Source organism: Mycobacterium simiae, assembly GCF_010727605.1.
GTDB lineage: Bacteria > Actinomycetota > Actinomycetes > Mycobacteriales > Mycobacteriaceae > Mycobacterium > Mycobacterium simiae.
Genome location: NZ_AP022568.1, coordinates 4,893,234 through 4,911,715 on the forward strand (window position 1 = coordinate 4,893,234; position 18,482 = coordinate 4,911,715).

Here is an 18,482-nt window from a genome sequence, read left to right on the forward strand (position 1 = left end):
ATGCCGCCGGCGAAGGGACCACCCGTGACTTGTGCAGCTATGGCCAGCGCGGGACAGCGACATCCGCGATGACCCGCCTGCTGAGCGGTCGGGGCCGAACCCACCCGGTCCGGGTCTCGGTGGCCCGCAAGCTCGGTCGCGCCATCGACGGTGCGTGGTGGCCTCGCGCCGACCGCATCACCAACGAATTGCCCGACCTGATCGCGACGCTGACCCCGCTGCTGGGCGACATCACGTCGATCAACGTCAACTGGCAACCGCTGCAACGTCCACCCGACTTCAACTGGCCGGGCTGGGAGCACAAGCGGCAGCACGTGATGACCATCAGCGGCGACAGTGGCTGCATCAACCTGCTGATCGTTTCGTACGCGACCTACAGCACGCTGGCGCGGATGGTGCTGCGCTGCGCGGCGGATCTGCCGGTCGGCGACGACGATCGCCTCAAGCCGGTGTTCACGACCGCGGGCTCAATCGTGCGGGCGGCCCAACAGCAATGCGTCGGCTCCGACTAGCTGACGCGTTGCCCCAGCACCTAGTGCTCGCCGTTCACCGATCCGTTGGTGTCCTGACGCTCTCGCAGCGCGGTGAGGGCACGTTGCTCGGAGGCGTGGGCGGCCTCGCGCAGCGCCGCGTCCTCGGCCGGCGGGTCGGCGAACAAGAAGCTGCCGCTGCCCGGTGAACCACCGGAACCCAGCTTGTTCATCTTGTTGGGGATCGGCGCGCCCTGGTATTCCAGCGGAATCGGGTGGCCGTGCTCGTCGACCGGACCCAGCGGCTGGTGCAGCTCGATGTAGGCCCCCTGGGGCAGCCGCTTGATGATGCCGGTCTCCACACCATGTTCGAGCAGCGCGCGGTCGCTGCGCTGCAGGCTCACGCACCACCGGTAGGTGGTGAAGTAAACCAACGGCGGCAGCACCACCATGCCGATGCGCCCGATCCAGGTCGTCGCGTTCAGCGAGATGTGGAAGGTGAACGCGATGATGTCGTTCATCGCGCACAGCGTCAGCAGCATGTAGAACGAGATCGCCATCGCGCCGATCGAGGTCCGCACCGGGACGTCGCGCGGCCGCTGCAGCAGGTTGTGGTGCGCGTTGTCACCACTGAACCGCTTCTCCAGGAACGGATAGATGACCAGCAGTACAAAGATGAGGCCCATGATCAACGCCACCCAGACCGCGGCCGGAATGGTGTGGTGCCAGAAGTAGAACTCCCACGGCGGCCAAATACGTGCCAGACCTTCGGTCCACATCATGTAGAAGTCGGGTTGCGAACCGGCCGAAACCTGAGATGGCTTGTATGGCCCCAGGTTCCAGATCGGGTTGATCTGCAGCAGGCCGCCCATCAGACCCAGCACGCCGACGATCGCGGCGAAGAACGCGCCGGACTTGACTGCGAACACCGGCATCACCCGCACGCCGACGACGTTGTGCTCGGTGCGTCCCGGGCCGGGGAACTGGGTGTGCTTCTGGAACCACACCATGGCCAGGTGCAGGCCGATCAACGCCAGGATGATGCCCGGAATCAACAGGATGTGCAGCGAGTACATCCGGGGGATCAGGATGGTGCCGGGGAAGTCGCCGCCGAATAGCGCCCAGTGCAGCCAGGTTCCGATCACCGGCATGCCCAGCGTGATCGACGACAGCGCGGCCCGCAGACCGATGCCGGACAGCAGGTCGTCGGGCAGCGAGTAACCGAAGTACCCCTCGAACATCGACAGGATCAGCAGCAGCGAACCGATCACCCAGTTCGCCTCGCGTGGCCGGCGGAACGCGCCGGTGAAGAAGATGCGGGCCAGGTGCACCATGATCGACGCGGAGAACATCAGCGCGGCCCAGTGGTGTACTTGCCGGACGAACAGGCCACCGCGGACCTCGAACGAGATGTCGAGCGCCGACTGATAGGCGCGCGACATGTCGACGCCGCGCAACGGCTGGTACACGCCGTTGTAGGTGACCTCGACCATCGACGGGTCGAAGAATAACGTCAGGTACACACCGGTCAGCAGCAAGACGAAGAAGCTGTACATCGCGATCTCACCGAGCAGGAACGACCAGTGCGTCGGGAAAACCTTGTTGAGCTGTCTACGCACCGCCGCCGACGGGTGATACCGGGTGTCGATGTCCTCGCCCTGGCGGGCCAGGACATCGCCGATCGGTGGGGGACTCAGTTTCGGACTCATGATGTCGTCCTCTCCCAGAATGCGGGGCCAACGGGCTCGATGAAGTCGCCATTGGCGACCAGATACCCGTCTGAGTCAATGGTGATGGGCAGCTGCGCCAGCGCGCGAGCCGCCGGACCGAAGATCGGCTTAGCGAAATGCAGCGCGTCGAACTGGGATTGGTGGCACGGGCACAGAATCCGGTAGGTCTGCTCTTCGTACAGCGAGGCCGGGCAGCCCAGGTGCGAGCAGACCTTGGTGTAGGCGAACAACTGGCCGAAGTTGAAGCTCTCTTGCCCCTGCCGCTTGACCATGCGCGGCATGTCGGTGGGCCGGATTCGGATGAGCATGACCGGGTTGCGGACACCCATCTGGATGGCGGTCAGCTTCTCCTTTGATTCCACCGTGGTGCCGTCGCCGTCGGACTCGCGCCACGGGAAGACCGTCTCCATGCCGCCGGCGTCGATGTCCTCCGGGCGCATCTTGACGAACGGCGCCCCGGTGTGGGAACCGGTCGCGCGTGCCAAATAGATCGTCTCGCCGTGGTAGCGCGGGGTCCAGCCGGACGTCCACAGCGCGGCCTTCATGCCGTCGGCGGTGGGGACGACGGGTTTCCACGGGTTCTTGATCAGGCCGCCGGCAAACGCGACCAAGGTGCCCAGGCCGAACGCGCCCAGACCCAGCCCCAGGGACGCCCCGACCAGCTTGCGGCGCCCGATCGTCGATGTCTGGAAGGCGTCCGTCAGGTTGGCCACGACCGTCTTGCGGTCGATCTCGCGGGACGCCCCGTCATGGCGCTGCTGGATCGAAATCTCTTCCGGGATAAAGCGTTTCTGGTAGAGAATCGCACCGATCGCGATCGACAGGATGGACATGCCGAAGGTCAGGCCGTACAGCGGGGTGGTCAACGAGTAGAGCAGGTTGCCCGGGTCGCCCTCCGGCTTGTACTCCCACGGCCAGAACAAGAAGATCAGCAGCAGCGCCAGTCCGAAGCCTCCGCCCAGCAAAAGCCAGAGCGCCACGCCGCGCTCGGCGCGCTTTTCGGCCTTGGTGCCCTCGACCGGCCAGCGAGACTCCTTGAAGACGGTCTCGACGCCGTCCATCTTGCCGCCCAGCTCGAGCAGCTCTTGGGTGGACATTGCGGCCAGGGCGTCGTCGTCGGGCTCGTTGGGAGAGCCGGTGCCCTTGTCAGTGTCTGAGCCGACGCTCATGCTCGCGCCCCAATCCACAGTGCCAGCGCGATGGCGGCAACCATCCCGATGATCCAGGCGGCCATACCCTCAGGGGCGGGCCCGAACCCGCCCAGGCCATAGCCGCCCGGCGAACGTTCCTCGGTGACGTTCTTGACGTAGCCGATGATGTCCTTCTTGGCTTCGAACGAGAGTTGGTCGTTGGAGAACTTGGGCATGTTCTGCGGACCGGTCAGCATCGCGGTGAGGATCTGCTGCTCATTAGCCGGCTCCAGCTGCGGTGCGAACTTTCCGGACGACAGCGCCCCACCCCGGCCGGTGAAGTTGTGGCAGGACGCGCAGTTCAGCCGGAACAAATCGCCGCCGCGGCCCAGGTCGGTGCCGCGCAGCGATTGCATCGCGATGCTGCCGTCGGGGTTGCGCACGACCGTGGGCCCACCGCCGTTGGCCTGCACGTAGGCGCCGATCGCGTCGATCTGGGCCTCGTCGAAGATGGGCTCCTTGCGCGGGGCCTGGGCCTCGCCGCGCATCGCCGGCATCCGGCCACTGGACACCTGGAAGTAGATCGCCGCCTCGCCGACGCCGATCAGGCTCGGGCCGTGGTCGGGGACGCCCTGCAGATTGGCGCCGTGGCAGGACACGCACGACGTCTCGAACAGCTGCTTGCCGTTACGCAGTAGCGCCGAGGACGACTCGTCAGCCACCGCCACCTGAGGCGTGGGAGTCAACACGGCAGCCACCCCGCCGGAGATGGTCAGCGCGATCATCAGCAGCAGGCCGCCGGTCAGCCGGCGCCGAAGCCGCCGCCGCGAGCGGCTGCTCGACGGGTTCGGCGGCTGGCTGTGCGGCTTGCGGCCGCGGGATCGGACGAATCCCAGGTTCTTCAAGCGAGCACTCCTGTTCATCTGACGCCGGCTCATCGAATGAAATAGATCACGGTGAACAGCGCGATCCACACGATGTCGACGAAATGCCAGTAGTAGGAGACGACGATGCTGGCCGTCGCCTGCGCCGGGGTGAACTTGCTCATGCCGGTGCGGGCCAGCAGGAAGATGAAGGCGATCAACCCCCCCGTCACGTGCAGCCCGTGGAAGCCCGTCGCGAGATAGAAGACGCTGCCGTAGGCGCTGCCGTGGATGGTCGTTCCGTGGGTGGCCAGGTGGTAGTACTCGTAGCCCTGTCCGAGGATGAAGAACAGCCCCATCAGGAAGGTGATCACATACCAGCGGCGCAGGCCGAACACGTCGCCGCGCTCGGCGGCGAATACCCCCATCTGGCAGGTGAACGACGACGCGATCAACACCAGCGTCACCGGCACGGCCTGGTACAGATTCAGCTCGGTCGGGGGCGGCGGCCAACTCCCGCCCGCCTGCGCGCGCGCCGTGAAATAGAACGCGAACAGGCCGGCAAAGAACATCAGCTCGCTGGAAAGCCACACGATGGTGCCGACACTGACCATGTTGGGCCGATTCAGCGAATGCACCCGAGACGTGATCGCAGTCCCCGAGGTCCCTACAGCACTCGTCACATCCGCAAGTATGACGCTTTGTAGTTGTTGAACTCTACCCGGGGCCGGAATTCCATCGGGCGCGTCGTTTTTGGGCCCTGCGCACGGCGGTTGTCCGGTGGTCGGCCGGTGGTTGGTCGCCCCATGGTTGGGCTTCGTGGGACCATCGGCGCGTGGCCCTGTCACCTGAAGTTCCGTCGCCGCGGGCGTTTTCTGCCGCCATCGCTGGGGGCGGCTCGACCTGGCCGCAACTTTTGGGCCGATTGACCGACGGCCACAACCTGGCACGCGGGCAGGCCGCGTGGGCGATGGAGGAGATCATGACCGGCAACGCACGGCCGGCCCAGATCGCCGCGTTCGCGGTCGCGATGAAGATGAAGGTGCCGACCGCTGCCGAGGTCAGCGAGCTGGCCGAGGTGATGCTCAGTCACGCCATCCCGGTCCCCGGCGATACTCGAGACGCCGTCGACATCGTCGGGACCGGCGGCGACGGGATCAACACCGTCAACCTGTCCACGATGGCCGCGATCGTGGTCGCCGCCGCCGGGGTGCCCGTGGTCAAGCACGGCAACCGCGCGGCCTCTTCGTTGTCCGGCGGCGCCGACACCCTTGAAGCGCTCGGCGTGCGTATCGATCTCGGCCCCGATCAGGTCGCCCGCAGTCTGGCCGAAGTGGGGATCGGGTTCTGCTTCGCCCCGGCGTTCCATCCGTCCTACCGACACGCCTCGGCGGTGCGCCGCGAGATCGGGATACCGACGGTCTTCAATCTCCTTGGGCCGCTAACCAATCCGGCCCGGCCGCGGGCCGGATTGATCGGCTGCGCGTTCGCCAACCTCGCCGAGGTGATGGCCGGGGTGTTCGCCGCGCGGCGCGCCAGCGTGCTGGTGGTGCACGGCGACGACGGTCTCGACGAATTGACCACGACCACCACCAGCACCATCTGGCGGGTGCAGGCCGGCACGGTCGACAAGCTGACGTTCGACCCCGCGGGGTTCGGGTTCGCCCGCGCCGAGCTGGATCAGCTGGTGGGCGGCGACGCCCAGTTCAACGCCGACGAGGCGTGGGCGGTGCTGGGCGGCGCCCAGGGCCCGGTGCGCGACGCCGTGGTGCTCAATGCCGCCGGCGCGATGGTCGCGCACGCCGGGCTATCCAGCCGCGCTGAATGGTTGCCGGCGTGGGAGGACGGGCTGGCGCGCGCCGCCGCGGCCATCGACTCCGGCGCCGCCGAACAACTGCTCGCACGTTGGGCGCGGTTCAGCCAGCAGGTGTGAGTCGGATCCGCGGCCGTCCCGCACCGGCTCCTGCCGGACGGCCAGTCGTGCCGAGCGGGCTGCGGCCGCCCAGCCGGTCCACGGGCCCGCGGACCGCAGCGGGGAGGACCAGCCGATGTCGTCGGCGACCCGCACGATGCGCACTCCCGGCGCGGACAGCCAGCGCGCGATCAGCGCGGTCTCCTCGACCAGCGCCCCGCCCAGCGGCGCATCGGCCGGCAGAATCGCTTGTGCGCCAGCCGTGATGGCGTCGATCACCGGCATCGGCGGCACCCCACGTCGGGCGTTGCCGGCCGCGGCGAGCTGGCCGTAGCGGATGACGGCGAGGTGGTAGCCGCCGCTGCCGTCCGGGGCCGCGGCGATCAACTCGGGCAGCGCGGCCAGTGCCCGCAGCCGCTGACCTCGCCACAAAATCTCGACCGCGGCGGCGGTGCGGTCGCGCAGCCGCGCCGCGCTCTCGTAGTGGCGGTGCTCGGCCAGCTCGGTGACCTGATCGACCGCGGCCGCAATCGCGCCGTTGGCGGCGCCGTCGATCAGGTCCGCGGCGCGCTGTGTCGCGGCGGCGTACTGCGTCGCGGTCAGGTCGCGTCCGGCAGGACAGGGTGACACCTCGACCTCGGGACAGGCCGGGCCGTGGCGAGCGGACCGGCCGAGCCGGGCCGTACAGGTGCGGATTCCGGTGAACCGCGCCAGCAGCGTCGCGGTGTCGGCCGCGTCGGTGCGGGACCGAAACGGCCCGATGGCGCGGTCATGGCGCGGGGCCCGCACCACCGATAGCCGGGGAAACGCCTCCTCGCTGAGCACCACCCACCACCAGCGCTGCGGGAACCGCGAGCGGCGATTGTAGGGCGGAGCGTGGGCGACCAGCATCCTCAGCTCGCGCACCCCGGCCTCGAGTGCGTGGGCGCATTCGATGTGGTCGACCGCGCCGGCCAGCGTGACCATCTCCTTCATCCGTCCGCGCGGGTCGGCGCCGGTGAAGTATTGGCCGACCCGACGGCGCAGGTCGACGGCGGTTCCGACGTAGAGCACCTCGTTGGCGGGCCCGCGGAACAGGTAAACCCCCGGCCGGTGTGGCAGGCCGTCGGCGAGCACGCGCTTGCGGCGCTGGGTCGGCGTCACGTTGGGCAGGTAGGAGCGCAGGTCGGCGTAGGTGTGCACGCCCTGGTTGCCCACCCGTTCGATCAGGGCGTGCAGCACGTCCACGGTGGCGCGGGCATCCTCGAGGGCGCGGTGGGTGGGTTGGGTGGCGACCGCGAACAACCGCGCCAGCGCGCCCAGCCGCACGCTGGGCGCCTCCTCGCGGCTCAGTACCCGCCGGGCCAGCTGCACCGTACATAGCACTTGCGTTGAGGGCCAACGGATTTCGCAGCTTTGCGCCGCGGCCCGCAGAAAGCCGACGTCGAATCGCGCGTTGTGGGCGACCAGGATCGCTCCGCAGTCCAGGCCGGCGAACTCGAGAAACATCGGTAGCACGGCGTCGATGGTCGGGGCGTTGCATACCATCGCCGTCGTGATCCCGGTGAGCTGCACAATCTGGGGTGGGATGCTGCGCTGTGGGTCCACCAGGGTGCCGAACTCGCCGAGTACAACTCCGCCATGGACCTTGACCGCCCCGATCTCGGTGATGGCGTCGGCGGCCGCCGCATCGGTGGCCCGGCTGCGCCCGCCGGTCGTCTCGAGGTCGACGACGACAAAGGTGGTATCGCGCAACGGGATGTCCTCGGCCGGCCGCCAACCCGGATCCGAGCCGGTCTCGCGGCCCACGGCTAGGTCGGCGAAACTCAGCTGAGTCCCACCCGTCACACGCATGGGCGTGACGTTAAGCGCCGGGCCCGACAGCCGCGCCGTCCCACGCCGCGATGCGGTCGGCGAAAGTTGTCGGTGGGCGTGGTTAGCGTTCACCGACAGCACGACTTGGTTTGGCAAGTCGATTTGGCAGGCCGGATGAGAGGACTGATCCACGATGGCCCAGAGCAGCGCACCCGACAGCGAAGGCGTCGCGGCGCCGGCACCGGCCGGGCCGATAGTGATCGACTGCGACGATTGCGCGGCGCGGGGTCCCGGATGCCGGGATTGCGTGATCAGCGTGCTACTCGGGGTACCGGATACCTTGCTGCAGGACGAGCGGGCCGCGCTCGAGGTGCTGGCCGAGGCCGGGATGGCGCCTCGGTTGCGCCTGGTGCCCATCCATCGCCATTATGGGTCCGAAGTTGCGTCATGACCCCGCACGCCGAACCCCAGGAATTTGTCTTGTTCACATACTTTCGTCAGAAATCTTTCCATTTTCTTAACGATCTTGTTTGGACAAACGCCGATATCGTTTCGTAACCTGTTTGAGACCTAAACCCAGTTCGACCTCGACCGTCGATGGCAGTTTAAGGAAGCAATACTTTGAGTTTCGGCTCCGCGCAAGCGATTTCGCGTGTCTTCACGCGGTCAGTCATCGGGATGCTGGCAAGCTTCACGGTTTTGGCGGGCATCTGCGCCGCCAATGTCGCCAATGTGGCAGCCGATCCGGCCGAAGATGCGGTCGCGAAACTCAACGAACTATCGCGGCAGGCGGAGCAGACCACCGAAGCCATGCACAGCGCGCAGCTTGACCTCAACGCCAAGCTCGCCGCTGCGCAGGCGGCCGATAAGAAGCACGCGCAGGACCAGGCCGCGGTCGACCAGGCCCGGGCGCGGCTGGCCACCTTCCAGACCGCAGTCAACAAGCTTGCGGCCGCCACCTACATGGGTGGGCGGGTCGACGGCATGGAGGCCATGCTGACCGCGCAGTCGCCACAGGGCCTGATCGACAAGATGGCCGTGCAGCGGGTGATGGCGACGCAAATGCGGACGCAGATGACCGATTTCCGGCTCGCCGGCGAGCAAGCCGCCAAGGCCGAGCGGGAATCCGCCAAGTCCGCCGCCGACGCCAAGAGCGCGGCCGAACAGGCCGCCGCGGTGCGGGCCAGCCTGCAGTCCAAGCAGAGCCAGTTGCAGGTCCAGATCGCGGTGGTGAAGTCGCAGTACGTGGCCCTGTCACCGCAGCAGCGCACCGCGCTGGCCGACCCGGGTCCGATCCCCGCCGCGGCCCCGCCGCCGGGTGCCCCCGGGCCGGACGCGTTGCCGCCCGGCGCCCCGCCGGCCGGTGCCCCCGCGCCCGGTGATGGCCCGTTCCCCGGTGGCTTTCCCGGCATGGCTCCAGGCGGACCGGGTGGCGGCGGTGACCGTGCCAACGTCGTGCAAGCGGCGCTGAGCCAGGTCGGGACGCCGTACTCGTGGGGTGGCGCCGCACCAGGCGGGTTCGACTGCTCGGGCTTGGTGATGTGGGCGTTCCAGCAGGCAGGCATCTCGCTACCGCACTCCAGCCAGGCGCAGGCCAACGGCGGTCAGCCGGTCGCGCTGTCGGACCTGCAGCCCGGCGACGTGGTGACCTTCTATTCCGACGCCTCACATAGCGGCATCTATGTCGGTGACGGCATGGTGATCCATTCCTCGACGTATGGCGTGCCGGTGCGGGTGGTGCCGATGAATGCCGCCGGCCCGATCCACGACGCCCGCCGTTACTGAGCGAGCTGCGCCCCGGCTACTCCGTCGGCATCGCCGGTGGCTCTCCGTCCTGCTGGCCGGCGCGTTCGTCATCGAGTTCGCCGTGGCCGCAGCCCTGCCGTTCGACGCGCCCGATATCCCGGTGGAATCCACGCAGACCGCCCCGCCGGTGCGCGGCGAGCCGATCGCGGCCCCTGCGCCCCTGCTTATCGGTGACCGCGAGGTTCACCTGGTCGCCCTCGGCGGGCCGGCCGCCGAGGGTCTGCTCGCCCGGATCGCGTCCAACATCGGCGCCGCCATCGACAAGGTGGAGGCCTTCTGGGGGGTCGACTGGTCGCGCGACATCGCGGTGGTGGCCGCCGGCTCCGACGAGCAGTTCCGCGCGGCCGCCGGCACGGATGCGCCGACGCAGTGGGCCGACATTGCGGCGGTGACAGTCGCCGACCGGGTCGATCCCGCGCACCGGCTGGTGCTGGGCCAGCGGATCGTGTTCGCCCCCGGCGCGGCCGCCATGAGCGATTCGGCGTTGCGAATCGTGTTGACACACGAGCTTTTTCATTATGCGTCGCGCACCGACACCGCGCTGGACGCGCCGCGGTGGCTGGCCGAAGGCGTGGCCGACTTCGTGGCCCGGCCACCCGCGCCGGTGCCGGCCGCGGCGCGGGTGCCGACGGTGTCGTTGCCGTCGGACGCCGATCTGGACACGCCGGGGCCGCGGCGCTCGCTGGCCTATGACCGGGCCTGGTGGTTCGCGCGGTTCGTCGCCGACTCGTTTGGCGCGCCGCGGCTGCGGGCCTACTATCTGGCCATCTGCGGGGCGGCGCGGGTCGACCCGTCGATCGCCGGCCGTGACGTCCTCGGCATCGACGCGGCGAACCTGCTCGCGCGCTGGCGGCACTGGCTGGCCGCCGGGTCCTGATTGCTAACGTGACGCAGGTGAACCGGGTTCTGCTGGTAACCAACGACTTTCCGCCGCGACGCGGCGGCATCCAGTCGTACCTGCGGGACTTCGTCGCCCGCTTGGTCGACACCAAAAGGCATTCGGTGCTGGTCTACGCCCCGCAGTGGAAAGGTGCCGACGCCTTCGACGCCGCCACGGCCGGCTACCGCGTGGTGCGTCATCCCGGCACGCTGATGGTGCCGGGGCCCGCTGTCGACTCCCGGATGCGCCGGCTGATCGGCGAGCACGGCATCGACACCGTGTGGTTTGGCGCGGCGGCGCCGCTGGCGCTGCTGGCCGCACGTGCCCGGCACGCCGGCGCTACCCGGGTGCTGGCCAGCACGCACGGCCACGAAGTGGGCTGGTCGATGCTGCCGGTCGCCCGACAAGTGTTGCGCCGCATCGGCAATGACACCGACGTCGTGACATTCGTCAGCCGCTACACCCGGTCACGGGTAGCGACGGCATTCGGGCCCGCGGCGGCGCTGGAGTACCTGCCGTCGGGCGTCGACACCGACCGATTCCGGCCCGACCCCGCCGGTCGCGGTGAGCTGCGCAAGCGTTACGGGCTGGGGGAGCGGCCCACCGTGGTGTGCCTGTCCCGGCTCGTGCCGCGCAAGGGCCAGGACATCCTGATCAGGTCGCTACCGTCGATCCGGAAGCACGTGGCGGGGGCCGCGCTGGTGATCGTCGGCAACGGGCCCTATCTGGACTCGCTGCGCAAGCTCGCGCGGGACGCCGGGGTGGCCGACCACGTGATTTTCACCGGCGGGGTGCCTTCCGGCGAACTGCCCGCCCACTACGCACTGGCCGACGTGTTCGCGATGCCGTGCCGCACCCGCGGCGCCGGGATGGACGTCGAGGGCCTGGGCATCGTCTTCCTGGAAGCCTCGGCGACCGGTGTGCCGGTGGTCGCCGGTGACTCGGGTGGAGCCCCAGAAGCCGTGCAGCACAACAAAACCGGACTCGTCGTCGACGGTCATTCGGTGGCCGAGGTGGCTGCGGCCATCACCGAGTTGCTGACCGACCGCGCCCGGGCCGCGGCGATGGGCGCGGCCGGACGCGAATGGGTGACCGCGCAGTGGCGCTGGGACATTCTGGCCGCCCGGCTGGGCGAGTTGCTGACACCGGCGTGACGGACCGCGCGGCGTGACCTCGCGCTAAGCCTTGGCGTAGATCGCTTCGATGTCGGAGGCGAACTTCTCGGCGACCACGTTGCGCTTGACCTTCATCGTCGGCGTCAGCTCACCGGTGTCCTCGGTGAAATCGACCGGCAGGATGCGGAACTTGCGGATGGATTCGGCATGCGACACCGCCAGGTTGGCCTGCTTGACCGCGGCGTCGATCTCGGCGACCAGATCCGGGTCGGTAGCCAGATCACCCACCGGCAAGCCCGCGGGCTTGCTGTTGCGTTGCTTCCAACTCTCGAACGCTTCGGGGTCGATCGTGATCAGCGCGCCGACAAAGGGTTTGGCGTCCCCGACCACCAACGCCTGACTGATCAACGGATGCGCCCGTAGCTGGTCCTCCAGCACGGCGGGCGCGACGTTTTTGCCGCCGGCGGTGACGATGATTTCCTTCTTGCGGCCGGTGATCTTCAAAAAGCCATCCTCGTCCAACGAGCCGAGGTCGCCGGTCTTGAACCAGCCGTCGGCGAACGCTTCGGCCGTGGCCTGCTCGTTGCGCCAATACCCGCTGAACACCACGCCGCCGCGTACCAACAGCTCACCGTCCTCGGCGATGCGCATGCTGTTGCCCGGCAAGAGCGTGCCGACGGTCCCGATCTTGACCCGACCCACCTGGTTGACCGTGATGGCGGAAGTGGTCTCGGTCAGGCCGTAGCCCTCGTGGATGGTCAAACCCACACCCCGGTAGAAGTGTCCCAACCGCTTGCCCAGCGGCGCGCCGCCGGAGACCGAGGCGTGACAGTCGCCGCCCAGGGCTGCCCGCAGCTTGTGGTAGACCAGCCGATCGAACAGCGCGTGCTTGGCGCGCAGCAACAGCCCGGGACCGCCGCGGTCGTGCGCCTCGCTCCAGTCCACCGCGGTCTGCACGGCGCGGGCAAAGATCGGCCCCTTGCCGTCATTGGCGGCGTTCTGCTCGGCCGTGTTGAAGACCTTCTCGAAGACCCGCGGCACCGACACCACGACCGTCGGCTTGAACTCGGCGAACATCGGCAACAGATTCTTGATGTCGCTGGTGAAGCCGACGGTCACCTTGTTGGCGAATGCCGACAACGTCAGCGCACGGGCCAGCACATGGGCCAGCGGCAAGAAGATCAACAGCCGCTGCCCCTCGTTGAGCAGCGTGGGCAGGCATTCCTTGGCGCCCTTGGTTTCGTAGAGCAGGTTGGCGTGCGTCAGTTGACATCCCTTGGGACGCCCGGTGGTTCCGGACGTGTAGATCAGCGTCGCCGCGTCCGCGGAGCGCAGCGCGCTTTGCCGGGCGGCCAACTCGGCCGGGTCCACCGCCGCGCCCGCCTCGACGAGCTGGTCGAGCGCCTTGGGGCCGGACCCGTCGATGTGCAGCACCCGGCGCAGCGCCGGAAGCTCGCCGGTGAGCTCGGTGATGATCGCGGCGTGGGCATCGGTCTCGGCGAACGCCACGACTGATGCCGAATCCTGCAGCACCCAGCGCACCTGCTCGGCCGACGAGGTCTCGTAGATCGGGACGGTGACGCCGCCAACGGCCAGGATGGCGAGGTCGAAGATCGCCCACTCGTAGCGGGTGGCGGAGAAGATGGACACCCGGTCACCGGCCTGCACACCCAGGGAAATCAGACCCAACGCCGCCGAACGAATCTGCTCGGCGGCCTCGGCGCACGTGACGTCGCACCACACGCCGTCGACCAGGCGTTGGTAGATGACCAGGCCGGGATCGTCGCGCTCGTGCTCAAAGACCATGGCCGCGATGTTCTCCTGCTCGCCGACGGTGAAGCGGGCGGGAACGCTGTACTCACGCACTTGTTGACCTCGATTGACCTAGGGACTGTTCGCCGGGCTTGCTGTGACCCAGACTAATCGCGCTGTTTTCGCAGCCCGGCGGCGGTGGGCCGAGGTGGCCCGGGATTGCCGGGAACGTCGGGCGCGCGGCCGATTACGCCTCGCCGACGGGTGGCCGACCGCGATGTGTGAAGCTGAAACGATGCACAGCATCCAGATCGCGGACCAGACCTACGTCGCCGCCGACGGCGCCCGGGTTGGCGCCGCGGTCGCCGACCAGTCCCAATGGCGACGCTGGTGGCCCGACCTGCGGCTACAGGTCGTGGAGGACCGGGCCGAGAAGGGCATCCGCTGGGCGGTCACCGGGGCGTTGACCGGCACCATGGAGATTTGGCTGGAGCCGTCGCTGGACGGCGTGGTGCTGCACTACTTCCTGCACGCCGAGCCGACGGGCGCGACGGCCCACGAACTCGCCAAACTGAACTTGGCAAAGCTGACGCACCGCCGCCGGGTCGCGGGCAAGAAAATGGCTTTCGAGGTCAAGACGACGCTGGAACGGTCACGTCCGGTCGGTGTTTCGCCGGGAGCTTAGCCGCGTCACGGTTGACACGGAGTACCGTTCGGTCCCAAGCGGGGTACTCCCGAAGGTGACCGGGAGCGGACGCAGTCAACGCGAGAGAGGGCAGCGGCCAGGTGGCGGAAAAGACGACGCAAACCATTCACATCGAGGCGGATCCGGACACGGTGCTGCGGGTGATCGCCGACATCGATTCGTACCCGGAGTGGATCTCGGAATATAAGGAAGCCGAAGTGCAGGAGCGCGGCGCCGACGGCTACCCGAAGACGGTGCGCTTCGTGAAGGACGCCGGCGTCATCAAGGACACCATGGTGATGTCCTATCAGTGGCCTGCCGACCACAAATCGCTGAGCTGGAGCCTGGTATCCAGCTCGTTGCTGCGCTCACTCGAGGGTTCATATCGATTGGCGGCCAAGGGTTCTGGAACCGATGTCACCTACGAGCTCGCGGTAGACCTGGCGATTCCGATGATCGGGTTGCTCAAGCGCAAAGCCGAGCGCAGGCTGACCGACACCGCCTTGAAGGATCTGAAGAAGCGAGTCGAGGCTGAGTGAGTCTGATCAGTCCGCCCCTGCCGTGTCCGAATCCTTGTCCGAATCCCGGATCAGCCTCTTCGTCGGTAAGGGCGGCGTAGGAAAATCCACCCTCGCCGCGGCCACCGCGGTCGCCGACGCGATGGAGGGGCGACGCGTGCTGGTGGTGTCGACCGACCAGGCGCATTCGCTCGGCGACGTGCTGGGCGTACCGGTGCCGCCGAGCGGTGCGGCGGAACCGGCCCGGGTGCTCGCCGACCTCGATACCCAACCCGGCGGCGGTTTGCTCGACGCGATGGCGCTGGATACCCTGGCGCTGCTGGAGGCCCGCTGGGTGGAGGTGGTCACCGCGCTGGATCGGCGGTTCCCCGATTCGGAGCTGGGCAGCATTGCCCCCGAGGAGCTTTCGGCGTTGCCGGGGATTCAGGAAGTCCTGGGCCTGTACGCGGTCGGCGGGCTGGCCGCCTCCGGGCGATGGGATCGCGTGGTCGTCGACTGCGCCTCGACCGCGGACGCGTTGCGCATGCTCACCCTGCCCGCCACCTTCGGGCTCTACGTCGAGCGGGCCTGGCCGCGGCATCGCCGGCTGTCCATCGCCGCCGACGACCCACGCTCGGCCGCCGTGGTGGAGCTGATCGAGCGCATCAGCAGCAGCGTCGAGACATTGAGCGCGCTGCTGACCGACGGCGATCGGGTCGGTGCACACCTGGTGCTGACGCCCGAGCGCGTGGTGGCGGCCGAGGCGGTACGCACGCTGGGTTCGCTGGCGCTGATGGGAGTGCGTGTCGAGGAGCTGATCGTCAACCGGGTGCTGGTGGAGGACGAGTCCTACGAGTACCGCAACCTGCCCGAGCACCCTGCCTTCTATTGGTATGGCGAACGCATCTCCGAGCAGCGGGCGGTGCTCGACGAGCTGGACGCCACCATCGGTGACGTCGCGCTGGTCCTGACGCCGCTGCTGGCGGGTGAACCGATCGGCCCCAAGGCGCTCAGCGGATTGCTCGACAGTGCCCGCCTTCGGCGTGGAGCGGCGCCGCCGGGACCGCTGCGTCCTATTGTGGATCTCGAATCCGGTACGGGACTTGGGGCGATCTATCGTATGCGGCTAACGTTGCCCCAGCTCGACCCGGGATCGCTGTCGCTGGGCCGGGTGGACGACGACCTGATCATCAGCGCCGGTGGGATGCGGCGCAGGGTTCGGTTGGCGTCGGTGTTGCGCCGGTGCACTGTGCACGACGCGCATTTGCGCGGCGGTGAGCTGACAGTTCGATTTCGACCAGATCCGGAGGTGTGGCCCACGTGACGACGCCGCATTCCGAGCTCGGTCCCGAACTGCGCAGGCTCGCCCAGGCGATTCTGGATGGCATCGACCCCGCCGTGCGGATGGCCGCGACGATGACGGCGGGCAACGGACCCGGGACCGGCAAGTGTCAGCAGATGTGGTGTCCGGTGTGCGCGCTGGCCGCCCTGGCTACCGGCGATCAGCACCCGTTGCTCACCGTGATCGCCGACCACAGCATCGCCCTGTTGGAGGTCATTCGCGCGATCGTCAACGACATCGACCGGTCCCCGCCGCAGCCACCGGCACCACCGCCGGGCGAGTCACCCGGTCCCAATAGCGCGGCCGATGGGGGAGCCGACACCGGCCCGCGAAGCCGTTACCAGCCCATCCCGGTCACCATCGAAGAGTGATCCCGACCGGCTGCATGTGGTCGGTTGCGGCGGGGATGGGTACAGTTGGCGCAGAACACCGGCGGGTGCGGGCGAGAGGGAGGGCCATGTGGTACTGGCTATTCAAGTACATCCTCCTCGGCCCGCTGCTGCACGTGCTCGGTCGCCCGAAAGTCGAAGGCCTGCACTATGTTCCAAGTTCGGGGCCGGTGATACTGGCCAGTAATCACCTGGCCGTGATGGACAGCTTCTTCCTGCCGCTGGTGGTGCGGCGTCGGATCACGTTCCTGGCGAAGTCCGAGTACTTCACCGGTACCGGAATCAAGGGTTGGTTCAGTCGGTGGTTTTTCACCGCCGTCGGCCAGGTGCCGATCGACCGCAGCAACGCCGACGCCGCGCAGGCCGCGCTGGACACCGCCGAGCGGGTGCTGGCCTCCGGCAAGCTGCTGGGCATGTACCCCGAGGGCACCCGTTCGCCCGACGGCAGGCTGTACAAGGGCAAGACCGGTCTGGCCCGGTTGGCGCTGCAGACCGGTGTTCCGGTGATTCCGGTCGCGATGATCGGTACCAACGTCGTCAACCCACCCGGCACCACGATGCTGCGCTTCGGCAAGGTGACCGTCCGGTTCGGCAAGCCGATGGACTTCTCCCGATTCGAGGGCCTGGCCGGCAACCGATTCATCGAGCGCGCCGTCGCCGACGAGGTCATCTACGAACTCATGCAGCTGTCCGGTCAGGAATACGTCGACGTCTACGCCGCGACCGTGAAAAATCGCGGCAACGACTCGGCGGGCGCCGCCGAGGACGCCAGCCGCATCCCGGAAACTGCCGCCGGCTAACCGACCACGTTCACGTCGCCGATGAGCTGACGGCTAGCGTCGGACTCATTGCGCGCCAAGGAATCTCGTGCGCCGGCGCGGGCAGTGACGGTGAGCCCGGCCGCGGCGATCACGGCCAGCGCCCACCACACATAGGACATGCCGAGCAGTTGCCGCCACCAGTTGGCGGTCTCCTCATGGTGTTTGGGCAGCAGCTCGAGCGGTTTCCACGCCATCAGCGCAACCCCGGCGACGGTCAACACCCCCAGCGCGACGTTGCGGCGCCGCCAGGCCAGGATCGTGGTCACCAGCAGCGTTGGCAGCACCCACACCCAGTGGTGCGACCAGGACACCGGCGACACCAGCAACCCGAACAACGCGACGCAGATGACCGCCAGCACCGGCTCGCCGGCCTGCAGCACCTGCCGCATCGCCCACACGGTCAAAGCCAGGACCGCTACGCATAGGCCGGCCCAGAGCAGGAACCGCAGGTGCTCGCCGAGGCCGAGCCGGGCCAGCGCGCCGGCGATGTTCTGGTCGGTGTTCAGTGCGGCCGAACCGATTCGGTCGGTGTGGCGCACGGTGTGCGTCCAGTACTCCCACGAGTCGCTCCAGGCCAAGATGAACCCGAGCAGCGTCGCCGCCGCAAACGACGTCACGGCCGTCAGCGCAGTGCGGAAATCCCGGCGCACCAGGAAGTAGAGCAGGAAGACCGCCGGAGTGAGCTTGAGCGCCATGCCCAGTCCCAGCAACACCCCGCGCGGCCACGGCGTGCGGCGGGGCACACAGTCGGCGATCACCAACGTCATCAGCACCACGTTGATCTGGCCGAAGGCGAAGTTCGAGTCGATGGGCTCCAGCCAGATGGTGGCCGGCGCCACCACCAGCACCGCCAACCACCAGCGGCGCAGCCAGGCCGGGCCGGGCAGCAACGTCGAGGTGTTCCAGACATCCAGGCGGGTCAGCACGATCGCCGTCGAGACCACCAGCAGTACCAGCGTCAGCACTGTGATCGCGACGCTGGCCGCCGGCATGTGCAACCAGGCGAACGGGCAGAACACGATCGCCGCCAGCGGCGGATAGGTGAACGGCAGATTCAGCCCGATCGGTGTGTGGAACAACACATCGCCGCGGTACAGCGGACGTCCGTCCAGCCAGGTCTGGCCGCCCATCTGATAGATGTCGATATCGATCCGGTAGGGCGTATGCGCAAACAGGCCCCAGGCCGTGTAGCCCAGCGCCGCGGCGGCCAACAGCCACAACAGGCACCACACCAACGCCCGCCCCGCTCGGGTGCCCACGCCGGGCGCCTGCGAAATACTCATCTCGCAGAACAGC

At 68.1% G+C, this 18,482-nt stretch carries 17 protein-coding genes and 1 pseudogene; 11 read left to right on the plus strand and 7 right to left on the minus strand.

The window, feature by feature from the left end; translation table 11 throughout:
* The first annotated feature begins 68 nt into the window (after positions 1–68).
* Positions 69–512 carry a DUF5994 family protein gene (locus G6N33_RS22840; RefSeq protein ID WP_044511979.1) on the plus strand — a complete coding sequence of 148 codons (444 nt, stop codon included), beginning with the start codon at positions 69–71 and terminating at the stop codon, positions 510–512.
* Between the two features lie 20 nt (positions 513–532).
* On the opposite strand, the gene qcrB is transcribed toward G6N33_RS22840, so the two are convergent.
* From qcrB to ctaE, 4 genes are read right to left on the minus strand one after another with little or no spacing between them, the layout of a single operon-like run.
* Positions 533–2,179, minus strand: coding sequence for a cytochrome bc1 complex cytochrome b subunit (gene qcrB, locus G6N33_RS22845; protein ID WP_044506570.1), 1,647 nt, complete (start codon positions 2,177–2,179; stop codon positions 533–535).
* Positions 2,176–3,369 carry a cytochrome bc1 complex Rieske iron-sulfur subunit gene (gene qcrA / locus G6N33_RS22850; RefSeq protein WP_044506568.1) on the minus strand — a complete coding sequence of 398 codons (1,194 nt, stop codon included), beginning with the start codon at positions 3,367–3,369 and terminating at the stop codon, positions 2,176–2,178. The genes qcrB and qcrA overlap by 4 nt, the downstream gene beginning before the upstream one ends.
* Entirely contained in the window at positions 3,366–4,235 is an 870-nt protein-coding gene (gene qcrC, locus G6N33_RS22855; protein ID WP_408632741.1) for a cytochrome bc1 complex diheme cytochrome c subunit, read from the minus strand. The genes qcrA and qcrC overlap by 4 nt, the downstream gene beginning before the upstream one ends.
* A gap of 29 nt (positions 4,236–4,264) precedes the next feature.
* Positions 4,265–4,876: an aa3-type cytochrome oxidase subunit III gene (ctaE, locus tag G6N33_RS22860; protein ID WP_044506566.1), complete on the minus strand. Its 612-nt coding sequence runs from the start codon at positions 4,874–4,876 to the stop codon at positions 4,265–4,267.
* 158 nt (positions 4,877–5,034) lie between these two features.
* Between ctaE and trpD the strand changes: the two genes are divergently transcribed.
* Positions 5,035–6,126, plus strand: a complete 1,092-nt coding sequence (trpD, locus tag G6N33_RS27565) for an anthranilate phosphoribosyltransferase (protein ID WP_231382653.1) — start codon at positions 5,035–5,037, stop codon at positions 6,124–6,126.
* Here trpD and G6N33_RS22870 read toward each other — a convergent pair.
* A pseudogene (locus tag G6N33_RS22870) lies at positions 6,064–7,938 on the minus strand (DEDD exonuclease domain-containing protein); the annotation flags it as partial. The gene trpD and the pseudogene G6N33_RS22870 sit on opposite strands and share 63 nt — an antisense overlap.
* Before the next feature lie 154 nt (positions 7,939–8,092).
* Here G6N33_RS22870 and G6N33_RS22875 point away from each other — a divergent pair.
* From G6N33_RS22875 to pimB, 4 genes are all read left to right on the plus strand, one after another.
* On the plus strand, positions 8,093–8,350 hold the full coding sequence (locus G6N33_RS22875; protein WP_044506565.1) for a hypothetical protein: 258 nt from the start codon (positions 8,093–8,095) through the stop codon (positions 8,348–8,350).
* Between the two features lie 227 nt (positions 8,351–8,577).
* Positions 8,578–9,684, plus strand: coding sequence for a peptidoglycan hydrolase RipC (gene ripC / locus G6N33_RS22880; protein WP_101528474.1), 1,107 nt, complete (start codon positions 8,578–8,580; stop codon positions 9,682–9,684).
* The gene (locus tag G6N33_RS22885) at positions 9,647–10,582 is read left to right on the plus strand and encodes a hypothetical protein (RefSeq protein WP_101528462.1); all 936 of its coding nucleotides are present in this window, start codon (positions 9,647–9,649) and stop codon (positions 10,580–10,582) included. The genes ripC and G6N33_RS22885 overlap by 38 nt, the downstream gene beginning before the upstream one ends.
* Positions 10,583–10,599: 17 nt before the next feature.
* The gene (gene pimB / locus G6N33_RS22890; protein ID WP_044511972.1) at positions 10,600–11,739 is read left to right on the plus strand and encodes a GDP-mannose-dependent alpha-(1-6)-phosphatidylinositol monomannoside mannosyltransferase; all 1,140 of its coding nucleotides are present in this window, start codon (positions 10,600–10,602) and stop codon (positions 11,737–11,739) included.
* Positions 11,740–11,763: 24 nt separating this feature from the next.
* Here pimB and G6N33_RS22895 read toward each other — a convergent pair whose 3' ends face one another.
* Positions 11,764–13,566 (minus strand): AMP-dependent synthetase/ligase, encoded by a 1,803-nt coding sequence (locus G6N33_RS22895; protein WP_044506560.1) that lies wholly within the window; start codon positions 13,564–13,566, stop codon positions 11,764–11,766.
* A gap of 181 nt (positions 13,567–13,747) precedes the next feature.
* Here G6N33_RS22895 and G6N33_RS22900 point away from each other — a divergent pair, with 181 nt between their 5' ends.
* The 5 genes from G6N33_RS22900 (at position 13,748) to G6N33_RS22920 (ending at position 17,165) form a co-directional block, all read left to right on the plus strand.
* The gene (locus G6N33_RS22900; RefSeq protein WP_044506558.1) at positions 13,748–14,137 is read left to right on the plus strand and encodes a hypothetical protein; all 390 of its coding nucleotides are present in this window, start codon (positions 13,748–13,750) and stop codon (positions 14,135–14,137) included.
* A 101-nt stretch (positions 14,138–14,238) separates the two neighbouring features.
* Positions 14,239–14,676, plus strand: a complete 438-nt coding sequence (locus tag G6N33_RS22905; RefSeq protein ID WP_044506556.1) for an SRPBCC family protein — start codon at positions 14,239–14,241, stop codon at positions 14,674–14,676.
* 22 nt (positions 14,677–14,698) lie between these two features.
* Positions 14,699–15,958 (plus strand): ArsA family ATPase, encoded by a 1,260-nt coding sequence (locus tag G6N33_RS22910; RefSeq protein WP_081661990.1) that lies wholly within the window; start codon positions 14,699–14,701, stop codon positions 15,956–15,958.
* A complete protein-coding gene (locus G6N33_RS22915; protein WP_044511968.1) occupies positions 15,955–16,347 on the plus strand; it encodes a hypothetical protein in 393 nt (130 codons plus the stop codon). Before G6N33_RS22910 ends, G6N33_RS22915 begins: the two co-directional genes overlap by 4 nt.
* An 86-nt stretch (positions 16,348–16,433) precedes the next feature.
* Positions 16,434–17,165: a lysophospholipid acyltransferase family protein gene (locus tag G6N33_RS22920; RefSeq protein WP_044506554.1), complete on the plus strand. Its 732-nt coding sequence runs from the start codon at positions 16,434–16,436 to the stop codon at positions 17,163–17,165.
* On the opposite strand, the gene G6N33_RS22925 is transcribed toward G6N33_RS22920, so the two are convergent.
* On the minus strand, positions 17,162–18,469 hold the full coding sequence (locus G6N33_RS22925; protein ID WP_044506552.1) for a glycosyltransferase 87 family protein: 1,308 nt from the start codon (positions 18,467–18,469) through the stop codon (positions 17,162–17,164). The two genes, G6N33_RS22920 and G6N33_RS22925, sit on opposite strands and share 4 nt — an antisense overlap.
* Positions 18,470–18,482: the final 13 nt, after the last annotated feature.